This is a genomic window from Bacillus salitolerans (assembly GCF_042680805.1).
Lineage (GTDB): Bacteria > Bacillota > Bacilli > Bacillales > SA4 > Bacillus_CJ > Bacillus_CJ salitolerans.
Genome location: NZ_JBHUEM010000009.1, coordinates 20,803 through 33,631, shown reverse-complemented (window position 1 = coordinate 33,631; position 12,829 = coordinate 20,803). Strand labels below are relative to the sequence as shown.

Here is a 12,829-nt window from a genome sequence, read left to right as displayed (position 1 = left end):
GGCATTTCTATTGGAAAAATGATATCATAGAAAAGTCTGATTGAATGTAATGATGTTTGGAGGGATATATAATGCGTGTTACTGTTACTCTAGCTTGCACAGAAACTGGCGATCGTAACTACATTACGAAGAAAAATAAGCGTAACAATCCTGAGCGTATTGAGCTTAAGAAATATAGCCCAAGACTTAAGAGAGTTACTCTTCACCGAGAAACAAAATAATGGTTCTCACAATATAGTCGCAAGCCTTGATACAAAAGGGTTTGTGACTATTTTATTTTTACCACAAAACATCAAAACTCACATTTTGACCACTTTACTCATTCTTTCTCGCATTCGATTCATATAACTTATCTAACCGATCTGTAAGTGAATGACGCATCTTCTGAGTTTTCATTGGTGATAGTTGTAGAAGAATGCCCTAGTTATTTTATGTTGAAATTTTCCAAGGTACTATATTTAATATATCTAATTTGAAATAGTTTGTATTTTTTCAGCAGATACTTTCGGAGGGAGCGATTCTTGAGCAGGCCCTGTTAACCAAACTTTTACTTTTTCCCCCAATATTACCTTATCGTGAAACTCTTGAGGAACATATATAAAATATCCATTAGAATCCTCATTTTCTAGTTCTTCTATAGCAATGACTACCTTTTCTTCAAATGTTTTATCCCTAATTTCATCTTGGGTTATATTCTGAATCAAAAGAAAATAATTTTGGTCTGTTATTGTAGATGAAACATATCCAGTTATTGTATCTTCTTGTGAACATGACGTTAAAATAATAATACTAATTAAACAAATTAAGGATAGCTTTATGTGTTTTTTCATTAGACCCCTCCTTGACGTATAATTTATACTAATTGGAAACCTTAACATATGTGTCATTTGTATATACCCTAAACAGATTTCCAGATGTAGAAAAATGGTCTTCTACCTCCCAACTCCTAGTGAAATATCCGAAAGTAATTCCCTCGCCAGTAGGAACTTCTCCTCCAGAATGGATACCAACTATATATAAATTAGCAGGATCGAATACAATTGCTCCACTATCTCCATCTTGGTAATAATCGGGGAATATACTATGATCATTTATTATTTTTGATACCTTTTGGTGTCCATAATCATCATCTGAATAATCAACAGTCCCACAAGTTACACTTGTTGATATTCCTGATTTGCAAAGGTATTCTCCGGCTAAAGTGGTTCTCAAAGCACCTTGTCATAAGTTGCATTATCTTCTGCCAACCAAATGTAATGATTGGTAGGAAATCTACCATATGGATGAGTGTTTGTATTATCTAACATCTAATCCCGCCCAACCAGCAACAGTATGGTCAGTTCCCACTCGGTGGGTATATTGTTTTACACCACCCTTGTTTGAGTTGGAACAAACCCACAAGGTAGTGGTTAGATTAATAAAATTATGAACATAACTCTTGCACTATATTCTCACTCCTAATATATTTTAAAATTATTAGATATAATAATGAAATTAAGAAATGTTTTAACAATAAATGAGATATTAGATTACTATATCGATTATATGACTCTACATGAGCTATTCGGTGATTCTGAATACTTGAAAGGGCGAACCTCTATAAAGCTCAATATGAGAGAGCTTATATGATGTATTACGGTGTTTGAGTGTAAAGATTGCGGAGAAGTAGCAGCAGAAATTAAATTACTCATGTTGATTTGTAATCTATGCGGATTTACAGATGATGATATAGAATATAAATTAATAGAAGAAAGTGGTCAAAAACTTCTTGACCACATCAAATAATCACATGAGCACACATTTGCTCACGCATTTAAGTTTTTTATCGCACAAAACAACATAATGCAGCGTATGGATATACTAAGGTATCATTAAAAACCACGTCATATCAACCTTTGTCGCTCGTAGAGGGAAGTAATTAACTTACAACATGATTACACCGAGAAACTAAGTAATGATGACTTAGTATAGCCGAAATCCTATTAAATGGTTTGCGGCTTTTTATTGTAAAAAGAGGATATGGTTGATTTTTAATACAAATTGACAGATTGGTTTTATATGGCCTATTACATATATGAATAACAAGTAGAATATATTGAAGGTGGTGTTTGTGAGTGCCTAGTAAAAAGGAAATCCGAAAACAAATGATTCAATCATTAAACCAAGTAAGTGATGAGGACATTAGCAACTGGACAAAAAAAATTCATCAAACACTTTTCCAAAATAAGACATGGGTTGAAAGTCAAATAATTGGAGTTACCTTATCAAGAGGACGTGAAGTAGAAACAAGGCTAATTATTGAACAAGCTTGGAAGCTAGGAAAAAAAGTTGCTATACCAAAGTGTTACCCTGAACAAAAGCAAATGGTATTTTACCAAATTGACGATTTTAATTCGTTAGAGGAAGTTTACTTTGGGCTAAAAGAACCGATTCCAGCACGAACAAACGAGATAGTGAAAGATCAAATCAATCTATTAATTGTACCAGGTGTTTGTTTTACTATAGACGGCTATCGAATAGGATATGGCGGTGGTTATTATGATCGCTTTTTAGAAAACTTTAATGCCGAAACACTATCTTTACTATTTGAGTGCCAGCTTGTTGACGATCTACCAAGGGAGCAACACGACATTGCAGTTCGTCAGTTACTTACGGAAAAAAGGACGATATTTTGCTATGAATAGTGTGTTACTCGTTAGTTTTGTTCTTGTTATGGCCAGCATTGGTTATGTTGTAAAATCCTTAACACTCAGCGGATTTTTGGCAGCAATTATCGTAGGCCTATTAATAGGAATTGGTTTCAATAGCAGTGGTTTAGTACTTCTAGGTGTTTTTTTTGCATCCTCAAGTCTATGGAGTAAACTGAAAAAAGGGAATAAAAAGCGACTTGATGATATTCTTCAAAAGGGAGAAAAAAGAGATGCTATACAAGTGCTGGCTAACGGTTTATTACCCGCTGTCTTTAGTGTCGTTTATATGGTAAGTCCAGATCCGGTATGGTTACATGCTTTTTGTTTCTCAATCGCTGCTGCTAATTCTGATACGTGGGCATCAGAGATAGGAAGTATGAGTAAAAAGACACCTGTTCATATCCTAACACTTAAAAGAGTAGCTCCTGGTACATCGGGAGCCATTTCTTTATTAGGAACATTAGCAACTATAATGGGGGCTTTATTAATTGGAATTGTATCATTTATAGTATTCCCTTCTCTTACCCTTTCATCTATTCTATTAATTAGTTTTGCCGGAATGGCAGGGTCCTTCATTGATACTTTGATTGGTGCGACAATCCAATCTCTTCATCAGTGCAAGGTTTGCCTTATTGAGACAGAAAGTGTAGTACATTGCAATACTCCAACCGAATTAATTAGAGGTGTAAAATGGATGAATAATGATAGTACGAATTTTACATCCATACTTCTTTCTGTCTTGATCACATCCATCCTTTATTTTCAGTTATAAGAACAAATCCTCATCCCTTTAAAATAATGGATAAAACATTTTCTTCTGATGCAAATTAGTAATAGTAGGAGGGATTTGGTATGAAAAATTTAATCATCATTTTTGCTGCTTTGTATGTCGTATTCCGTTTAATAAAAAACCGTTACCGACTTCTTAATACAATACTCGGAAACAATACGGTTCGTCGATTATTAGTTCAGTTTACGATGAATATCCCTTATGTAAGAGAGAGATTCTTAAAGCAAGCTTTTAGGTGAATCCTGCTTCTTGTAGCAGGATTTTTTTATGAGCTAATGTTATGATGAAGGAACAACATCCTAACGATTTTTAGCTAAGGGGGTTAAGGGATGAAAGAGTTCCTTGATTCGGTGTATTGGCAGCTAATCTATAAGCTGGTGGTAAAGGAGAAGTACCACCTCGTTGCCCTTTCTGAGTCTCAAAATGAAATGTGGCTCCAATCAACTAATAAAAAGAATCAAGCCAAATTAATTCGAATTCTTCGGTATGATCTTGATTGGGGAAACTGGATGAGGCGGGATATGGAAAACGTCATAAAGAGACTCGATTTCTACCGCAAGAAACATCACTTGCACAAATTAGAAGCTGTTAATATTTATGTATCGTCTTATCCACCGGTAGATGAATATGTGGATCAGTTAAGTAAACCATTAAGTCTGAAGCGGTCTAGCTTACATACATACCTTATTACATCCGAAAATGCCCAAAATGACGTTAGGGAGGTCGAAGCAAAACTGACTATCCCGTTAGAAATAAACCTAAAGGATGACTATGTGAATGATCAAACAATCCAAGTGTTAAAAAGTGAAGTACTTGTAACAGCAACAGAAAGGGTAAAGGGATTAAAGGCCCTATTCCAAGCAGGGAAACCTAGATGGACATATGTCTTTATGGTCATTCAACTTTTGATGTTTTTGTTATTAGAGCGCTTTGGTGGTAGTACAGACCCTCGGACATTAATACAATTTGGTGCAAAATATACTCCATTAATATTAGAAGGTGAATGGTGGCGTTTCTTCACCCCTATTTTCTTGCATATAGGATTCCTTCATTTATTTATGAATACGATAGCCTTACTATATTTAGGCAGGCTTATTGAACAAATATATGGCAATTATCGTTTTGTGTACATTTATCTTTTTTCAGGTATTTTAGGCTCTATTGCGAGCTTTGTGTTTAGTCCTTCCCTTTCGGCTGGCGCTTCAGGAGCTATTTTTGGCTGTTTTGGGGCACTCGTCTATTTTGGAATGATAAATCCCAAAGTGTTCCTTCAAACAATGGGATCAAATGTTATCGTATTAATTGGGATAAATGTAGTGATCGGCTTTCTTGTCCCATCAATTGATAATTCAGGTCACCTTGGCGGATTGTTAGGAGGCTTTCTTGCCGCAGGAGCTGTATCCTTACCATCAAGAAAGAATTTCGTGTCCCAAGCTGCATTTATTATCGCAACAATAATTATACTGTTTGTTCTTTTGATAAAGGGTTATGGAGTTATTTAGTTGATTTTTTGAAATAACCGTACCTTCTCTCCTGCTTCTGTCTCTATTAAAATGATTAAATGTGAGCGATCTTTACTAATTAGGATAAGTGGAATCTTGCTTCCAATGGGACTAACGGTTTCTGTTGCTGTTAGCTCAATTCCGAGCAGGTAATTTTTATATAAACCCTCCCATAATTGCCCAATCACTCGTATGGACTCCTCTGCTGTTAAACCAGGAAGAGGAGTTTTATTATATGTTGCAAGGTTTACGAACGGAATAGCGTCATATGTTTCTAAATCTAGATTATAGTGTTTTGCAAGCTCGTTCCAACTGTAAAACAGATGTTGATTAATTGCGTGATCAAGAACCTTCTTCCATTCTTTTTGTTCTTCATTACTTGGTTGTTTAAAGGAGTCCAATGGACTATAGGAAGAATCAATAATATACAACTCATCATGTGACATCATTTGAGCACTTTTTATTTGATCATCTTTCAAATGAATTTCAGCATGATGTAGACTAATAGCTTGATAATGGCTACTATCCTCACCTCTTAACCTTTTTTCTTGTTCAATGAATTTGGTTTCTTCTTTCCATAAGGACATCGTCGAATCAAGAATGCCATCTTTAAATAGGAATGAAATATCCTGACGTAAATAAACTTCCTTCTCTGTTTCTGAAACCTCTCTCCAATTAACAATATATTCATCATTGTCCTTCTTATTAAATAAGGATATGGTCGTCTCAGCGATGCTGAAAGTTAAACTTGAATCGGTAGGAAAATAAGTAAGACTTTCTCTTACGGGCTGGGAGAAATAAACGTTACTTATTATGATGGTTGTTATTACTATTGAGACAACAGCTAAGGACAATGTTATTTTCTTACTCACCTTGATCCATCCCCCCCCCCTGGACAACTCTTCATGAAAATATATGAAACAATTGATCGAAAGATTCATAGAAAGAATTCGGATGGAAAAAATAAGTAATGCTAGGTATGTTTCTTCATTCATTCGTTAATGATGGTTGTATAGATCATAGATTCTAATAGTCTATGGATGAGGTGAATAAAATGAACCATAACGAAATAAAAAAAGTATCTAGTAATATTGATGAAAATGTCAAATACTTATCGGCTGAGTTAGGCGTTGAAAAGAGTTTTGATGTCATCAGCTTAGATTTAGAATATGCAGGTAGAAAGATGGCTCTTTATTTAATTGATGGATTTGCAAAGGATGATATTCTTCATTATTTAATGAAGCTATTATCACAATTAGAGCCTGAACAATTAGAACCAGATCCTCTAGAAAAATTATTAAAAACTCATATTCCATATGTGGAAATTGAAAAAGTAGAGGATTTAGATAGTGTGGTAGATACTGTTCTAGCCGGTCCTACAGCTCTCATTGTAGATGGAATAAATTATGCCATTATGATTGATGCACGTACATACCCTGTTAGAGGTCCGCAAGAGCCTGATATTGAACGAGTCGTCCGAGGTGCAAGGGATGGGTACGTTGAAACCATTGTTTTCAATACAGCTCTAACTCGACGACGAGTAAGAGATCGGACGTTAAGGATGGAGTATATGCAGGTTGGTAGAAGAAGTAAAACAGATGTATGTATATGCTACATTGAGGATATTGCTGATCCAAAACAGGTAAAAATTGTGAAGGATTCGATTAGTAAAATAGACACGGATGGATTGCCGATGGGTGAAAAAACAATCGAGGAGTTTATCTCAGGCCGTCATTGGAATCCTTATCCGGTTGTTAGATATACGGAACGTCCTGATACGGCTGCAACTCATCTATATGAAGGACACGTTCTTGTGATGGTAGATGGCACTCCTAGTGTTATGATAACGCCTGCTACATTTTGGCATCACCTTCAGCATGCTGAGGAGTATCGAAATAAACCGGTTGTAGGTGCTTATTTACGCTTCGTTCGATTTCTGGCCATCTGGGCGTCTATTTTTCTATTGCCATTATGGTATTTATTTGCCATGAATCCCGAATTATTACCAGAAGTATTGAACTTTATTGGACCGAATGATAATGATGCAAATGTTCCTTTAATTGCTCAGTTTCTCATAATAGAAGTTGGAATTGATATGTTAAGGATGGCTGCCATCCATACACCATCATCCTTAGCAACAGCACTTGGTTTAGTTGCTGCGTTAATGGTTGGACAAGTTGCTGTTGAAGTGGGTCTGCTAACGAATGAAGTGATCCTTTATTTAGCAATAGCTGCCATTGGTTCTTTCGCCACACCAAGTTATGAGATGAGTTTAGCCAATCGGATATTTCGTCTTATTTTATTGATCTTTACTGCAATCGGTGGAGTCATTGGATTTATGATTGGTGTAACAGCTTGGTTCATTCTACTAGGAAGAATGAAAACATTCAATGTTCCTTACCTATGGCCGTTTATTCCCTTTAACTATAGAGCTTTGAGAGACGTAATTGTTCGATCACCAATTCCTTTAAAGAATAGAAGACCGACTGTTTTACACCCAAAGGATCCTGATCGGTAAATAATGCTCAATTGAGTGCTGGTTTATATCAGCACTCTTTTTTATGAATAAGACATTATAGGTTTTGATTGTATCTAATTACGATGTGCTTAGTAATCCGGCTCCAGCGCCCAGCCAAGAAGAAATGGTGACGATCTTTGCCATTTCATCCTACTAAGAGATCAGATTTAGTGAAACCTCCATCAGTGATACTTTCTGTTGGTTAGTTGAACCAATCAGACGCCAACTGGTGGCTTTGTTTTCTACCACCAGTTGGAGTGGGATAACCCTAAATGAGTAAAAGGGAAAAGCGCCCTTATTCTCATTTAGGAACATTTGCTCTTCCTTAGGCTAAACGGGGCGCACTGAGCCTTTTGTTCTTTCTCCATTACTTGACCTAATCTTGTATATTCTTTACTCTAAGAAGATAATAAGAAAATTGAGCAGTAGGTTAGGTGATCATTATTGAAGACATTATATGATGTACAGCAGTTCCTACGAAGATACGGAATTTTTATATATGTAGGGGATCGTTTGGCTGATTTAGAGATGATGGAGGAAGAATTACGAGAATTATTCCATTCAAAACTCATAGAGCCAAACGACTTTAAAATAGGACAACTAATTGTACGACAAGAACAAGAAAATGAAAAAAGAAAAAGGAATGGATAAGATGGAAGAAAACTTACTAGTAGGTGTAGATTTAGGTGGAACCACGATAAAGCTAGCATTTATTACTGAACAAGGCGTAATAGTTCACAAGTGGGAAGTGCCGACAAATAGGGATGAGCTGGGGTCATACATCGTTTCAGATATAAACGATGCTATTGATGAAAAGCTAAGAGAAATCGGCTTGAAAAAGACAAAGCTTCTTGGAATTGGAATGGGTGCTCCTGGACCAGTGAATATGGAACAAGGATTAATTTACGAAGCTGTAAATATTGGATGGAAGAACTACCCCCTAAAGAGGTTATTAGAAGAGGCAACAGACCTTCCTGTTTTCGTAGACAATGACGCGAATCTAGCCGCATTAGGAGAAATGTGGCGTGGTGCCGGGGAAGGTGCTGACAACTTAATTTGTGTAACACTTGGAACAGGGGTAGGAGGTGGTATTATTACTAATGGTCAAATAATTCATGGTGTCAATGGTGCGGGAGGAGAAATCGGACACATAACTTCTATTGCCGAAGGCGGAGCGCATTGTAATTGCGGTAAAACAGGATGTTTAGAAACAATTGCTTCTGCAACAGGAATTGTTCGCATTGCTTTGGAGTATATCCAAAAGGGTCAAAGTTCAGAGCTATCAAAAGTTCTTGAAGCTAACGGATTGTTAAGTGCAAAGGATGTGTTTGAAGCAGTGAAAAATAATGATACCGTTGCAAAGGACGTGATTAATACTATTGCTTTTCATTTAGGTCTTGCCATTGCAAACTTATCCAACGGTATCAATCCAGAAAAAATCGTCATTGGCGGAGGCGTGTCCAAAGCTGGAGAAATATTACTTCAACCGGTTAAAGAATATTTCTCAAAATTTACATTTCCAAGAGTTCGTATAGGGGCAGAAATTAAAATAGCTATCTTAGGGAATGATGCAGGGGTCATTGGTGGAGCTTGGTTAGTCAAAAACGAATTAGGAAAATAGTACTGAATATGGTATTGTAACATAATAAAAACGAGTCTCAGTTAGGAAATGAGACTCGTTTTTTTATTGTAAAATAAGGAAATTATATAATTTATGAAACTTTTCATCCTATGTAAACGTCTATATGTTTAGGTTCCTAAAATAGTAATTTTCACTAAACTTCTATTATAACTTTGTAAGACTAAAATCTTATTGCTTTTTTGTAAAAAACACATTAATATTATTTTTGTTTACCTTAAGCTACACCCATAAAATGTAAAAAAACACGTAATATTCTGAATATAAGTGACTTACACATCTAGAAAAAATTGGAGGTATGACCGTATGGTGAAATCAACATTGGCAAAGACATGGCCATTATTCTTAACCGTTGTCATGTTGTGGTTAAAAACGTACATTGTCTATAAAACTAGTTTTGATATTAAAATAGAATCGATGATGCAAGAGTTTATTTTATTTATTAATCCGTTAAGCTTTTTATTATTCTTTTTTGGAATCCTGTTTGTTGTAAAAGAGAAGAGAAGGATCCGACTAATGTTCGTATTTAGTATCATAACGAGCTTTGTATTGTATGCAAATGCTGTTTACTATCGTTTTTTCAACGATTTCTTGACAATTCCTGTCCTCTTTCAAACAAGTAATATGGGTGACTTAGGAAATAGTGCATTCGAATTAATCAGAGTCACTGACCTATTATTCTTTGTGGATATATTATTTATAGCTCTTGTTCTTAAGATAACTAAGAAAAAAGGGCAAATTGCAACATCAATGGAACTTACAAAAAGGCAAAAAGCTCGTTATATTCTAATTGCGATTATTTTATCTGTTGTGAATTTAGGATTAGCTGAAGTAGAACGTCCACAATTGTTAACGAGAACGTTTGACAGAGAAATATTAGTGAAAAATATCGGAACTTACAACTTTCACCTTTATGATATGTTTTTACAATCAAAGTCAAGGGCACAAAGAGCTTTTGCAAATGGTAGTGAATTTATTGAAATTGAGAACTATTTAAAATCAAATTATCGTAAACCGAATGAAGAAATGTTTGGAGTAGCTAAGGATAAAAATATTATTTTAATTTCAATGGAATCAACCCAAAATTTTGTTATTGGAGAAACCCTTGATGGTGAAGAAATAACACCATTTTTAAATGACTTTATTCAAGAGAGCTTCTACTTTGATAATTTTTACCATCAGACAGGTCAAGGTAAAACATCAGATTCAGAATTTTTACTTGATAACTCCCTTTATCCATTGGGACGAGGAGCTGTATTTTTTACACATGGTACAAATGAATTTACAGCTACCCCTGAAATGATTAAAGAGTATGGCTATTATTCAGCCGTACTTCACGCCAATAATAAAAGCTTTTGGAATCGAGATATTATGTATCAGTCATTAGGATATGATCGTTTCTTTGAGTTAAATGACTACATGATTACAGAAGAAAATTCAATTGGGTGGGGACTGAAAGACAAAGACTTTTTTGAACAATCGATTAACCACTTAAAATCGTTGCCTGAACCATATTATGCGAAATTCATTACCTTGACGAATCATTTTCCATTTGAATTAGGTGAGGAAGATAAATCAATTAATGAATATACGTCAAATAGTCGAACACTAAATCGTTATTTTCCAACAGTCCGTTACACTGATGAAGCCATTAAGCTGTTCATTGAACGACTGAAAGCTGAAGGAATGTATGAGGATTCAATCATCATTATTTACGGTGACCACTATGGGATTTCTGAAAACCACAATAAAGCGATGGCTCAATTTTTAGGAAAAGAAGAAATTACTCCTTTTGATACAGTACAGTTACAAAAGGTTCCTTTAATCATTCACATTCCTGGCATGGAAGGAAAAACAATTTCAACCGTTTCTGGACAAATTGATCTTAAACCGACGATTCTTCATTTACTAGGTATTGATACTAGAAATGATGTCCAGTTCGGAACTGATTTATTCTCTAATGGTAAAATACCTTTAACTGTTCTTCGTGATGGTAGCTTTATTACAAGCAACTTTGTATACACAAAGAGCACATGTTATGATAAAGCAACAGGTGAAGCAGTTGACGGCACTTCCTGTGAGCCATTCATGAATAAGGCAAAACAGGAACTAGACTACTCAGATCGAATTGTATATGGTGATTTACTTCGTTTCTATGAAGGTAATAGCTACCGAGGTAATAACTAAAGAAAAAGCCCTGATTAACGTCAGGGCTTTTAGCAATACTTTGAACATTTCCTTTCATCACAAAAATAGGGACTATCATCCTTTGTCATGGCAAAAATGTATACACTAATATTTTTTGAATTGATTTCATACATTAAATCAGCATGAAGATTAAAGGAGGGAAAGTATGAAAGTTACAGTGAGACAAGGGGATACACTTTTTTATTATAGTCAGTTATATGAGGTTCCTCTGTATTTACTCATTCAATCGAATCATGTTGATCCTATGAATCTTAAAATCGGCAGTGAAGTCTATATTCCTGGTTTTGTTAAGAATAAGTACGTGATTAGTGCTGGTGATAATCTAGCAGCGATTGCGCAGAATCGCAATACCTCTTTAGATGCGCTTATCTTATTAAATCCTACGATTAATCCAAATGAACTCCAAACGGGGCAACATATCTTTGTCCCTACAAGAGTAACCGATAGCCTTGTAAAAGGAAAGCAGGAATATGACTATCCAACGCTTGTCACCGATATTCAAAGACTTCGAACAGTGTTCCCTTTCATAAAGGTACATTCAATTGGAAAATCGGTGCTAAATAAAGACCTATACGAGATAAAAATTGGAACCGGAGATAAACATATTCATATTAACGGGTCTTTTCATGCAAATGAATGGATTACTACTTCTGTAATCATGCAATTTGTGAATGATTATCTTCTCGCATTAACAAATTTTGGGTCCATTAATGGGCATCAAATGGAGCCTTATTTCCATAAGGTTACCTTATCTATTGTACCCATGGTAAATCCCGATGGAGTTGACCTTGTTCTAAACGGTCTTCCTGAAAAAGCGGCTTATCACTCAGAAGTATTGGAAATCAATGGAGGAAGTCATGATTTTAGAAATTGGAAAGCTAATATTCGGGGAGTGGATCTAAATAATCAATATCCGTCGTATTGGGAGATTGAAAAAGGGCGAAAGGAACCAAAGTCACCAGCACCACGTGATTATCCAGGGGATGCACCGTTATCTGAACCTGAGTCTATTGCCATAGCCGAATTAACAAAGACTAGTGATTTTTCAATGGTCGTTGCGTTTCATACACAAGGAAAGGAAATCTATTGGGGGTACTTAAATCACGAACCGCCAATTGCCGAGAGTATTGTAAACGAATTTGAGAGAGTTAGTGGATATAAAGCAGTCAAAGACATCGATAGTCATGCTGGTTTTAGGGATTGGTTTATCTTAACCTACAGGCGTCCAGGATATACAGTTGAATTAGGAGAAGGGGTAAATCCTCTTCCAATCTCACAGTTTGATGAAATATATAAACAGTCTATCGGTATTTTTCTAGCTAGTTTATATATGATATAAAAACAGTCGCCATTAGCGCGGCTGTTTTTTGAGAGGATTAGTAGCTACTGATCATACAGATGATATGGCTGTTAAAATAGTAAGAGTTGCCGAAAACGTGTGGAAAGTTTCCGATAACATGAAAAGCTGCTGATAAATATATG

13 protein-coding genes are annotated in these 12,829 nt (G+C 35.5%); 10 read left to right on the top strand and 3 right to left on the bottom strand.

Annotated elements, in window-relative coordinates:
- The first annotated feature begins 71 nt into the window (after positions 1-71).
- Positions 72-221, top strand: coding sequence for a 50S ribosomal protein L33 (gene rpmG, locus ACFSCX_RS08225; protein WP_149218494.1), 150 nt, complete (start codon positions 72-74; stop codon positions 219-221).
- Between the two features lie 246 nt (positions 222-467).
- Here rpmG and ACFSCX_RS08220 read toward each other — a convergent pair whose 3' ends face one another.
- On the bottom strand, positions 468-830 hold the full coding sequence (locus ACFSCX_RS08220) for a DUF3221 domain-containing protein (RefSeq protein WP_377927711.1): 363 nt from the start codon (positions 828-830) through the stop codon (positions 468-470).
- A 28-nt stretch (positions 831-858) separates the two neighbouring features.
- Complete coding sequence (locus ACFSCX_RS08215; protein WP_377927710.1) at positions 859-1,212, bottom strand: chymotrypsin family serine protease; 354 nt, start codon at positions 1,210-1,212, stop codon at positions 859-861.
- Positions 1,213-2,114: 902 nt separating this feature from the next.
- Here ACFSCX_RS08215 and ACFSCX_RS08210 point away from each other — a divergent pair.
- The 4 genes from ACFSCX_RS08210 to ACFSCX_RS08195 all read left to right on the top strand — a co-directional run bounded on the left by ACFSCX_RS08210 (position 2,115) and on the right by ACFSCX_RS08195 (position 4,982).
- The gene (locus ACFSCX_RS08210; RefSeq protein WP_377927709.1) at positions 2,115-2,684 is read left to right on the top strand and encodes a 5-formyltetrahydrofolate cyclo-ligase; all 570 of its coding nucleotides are present in this window, start codon (positions 2,115-2,117) and stop codon (positions 2,682-2,684) included.
- On the top strand, positions 2,677-3,462 hold the full coding sequence (locus ACFSCX_RS08205; protein WP_377927708.1) for a DUF92 domain-containing protein: 786 nt from the start codon (positions 2,677-2,679) through the stop codon (positions 3,460-3,462). The genes ACFSCX_RS08210 and ACFSCX_RS08205 overlap by 8 nt, the downstream gene beginning before the upstream one ends.
- Positions 3,463-3,542: 80 nt before the next feature.
- Entirely contained in the window at positions 3,543-3,719 is a 177-nt protein-coding gene (locus tag ACFSCX_RS08200; RefSeq protein WP_377927707.1) for a hypothetical protein, read from the top strand.
- A gap of 90 nt (positions 3,720-3,809) precedes the next feature.
- Positions 3,810-4,982, top strand: coding sequence for a rhomboid family intramembrane serine protease (locus ACFSCX_RS08195; RefSeq protein WP_377927706.1), 1,173 nt, complete (start codon positions 3,810-3,812; stop codon positions 4,980-4,982).
- Here the strand turns inward: ACFSCX_RS08195 and ACFSCX_RS08190 are convergent.
- A complete protein-coding gene (locus tag ACFSCX_RS08190) occupies positions 4,979-5,854 on the bottom strand; it encodes a hypothetical protein (protein WP_377927705.1) in 876 nt (291 codons plus the stop codon). The genes ACFSCX_RS08195 and ACFSCX_RS08190 overlap by 4 nt on opposite strands.
- 182 nt (positions 5,855-6,036) lie before the next feature.
- Here ACFSCX_RS08190 and ACFSCX_RS08185 point away from each other — a divergent pair, with 182 nt between their 5' ends.
- The 5 genes from ACFSCX_RS08185 (at position 6,037) to ACFSCX_RS08165 (ending at position 12,686) form a co-directional block, all read left to right on the top strand.
- Complete coding sequence (locus ACFSCX_RS08185) at positions 6,037-7,500, top strand: spore germination protein (protein WP_377927704.1); 1,464 nt, start codon at positions 6,037-6,039, stop codon at positions 7,498-7,500.
- A gap of 444 nt (positions 7,501-7,944) precedes the next feature.
- The gene (locus tag ACFSCX_RS08180) at positions 7,945-8,151 is read left to right on the top strand and encodes a YqgQ family protein (RefSeq protein WP_377927702.1); all 207 of its coding nucleotides are present in this window, start codon (positions 7,945-7,947) and stop codon (positions 8,149-8,151) included.
- Between the two features lies 1 nt (position 8,152).
- Positions 8,153-9,121, top strand: coding sequence for an ROK family glucokinase (locus ACFSCX_RS08175; protein WP_377927701.1), 969 nt, complete (start codon positions 8,153-8,155; stop codon positions 9,119-9,121).
- A 324-nt stretch (positions 9,122-9,445) separates the two neighbouring features.
- The gene (locus ACFSCX_RS08170; protein WP_377927700.1) at positions 9,446-11,326 is read left to right on the top strand and encodes an LTA synthase family protein; all 1,881 of its coding nucleotides are present in this window, start codon (positions 9,446-9,448) and stop codon (positions 11,324-11,326) included.
- 166 nt (positions 11,327-11,492) lie between these two features.
- Positions 11,493-12,686 (top strand): M14 family metallopeptidase, encoded by a 1,194-nt coding sequence (locus tag ACFSCX_RS08165; protein WP_377927699.1) that lies wholly within the window; start codon positions 11,493-11,495, stop codon positions 12,684-12,686.
- The last annotated feature ends 143 nt before the right edge of the window (positions 12,687-12,829 follow it).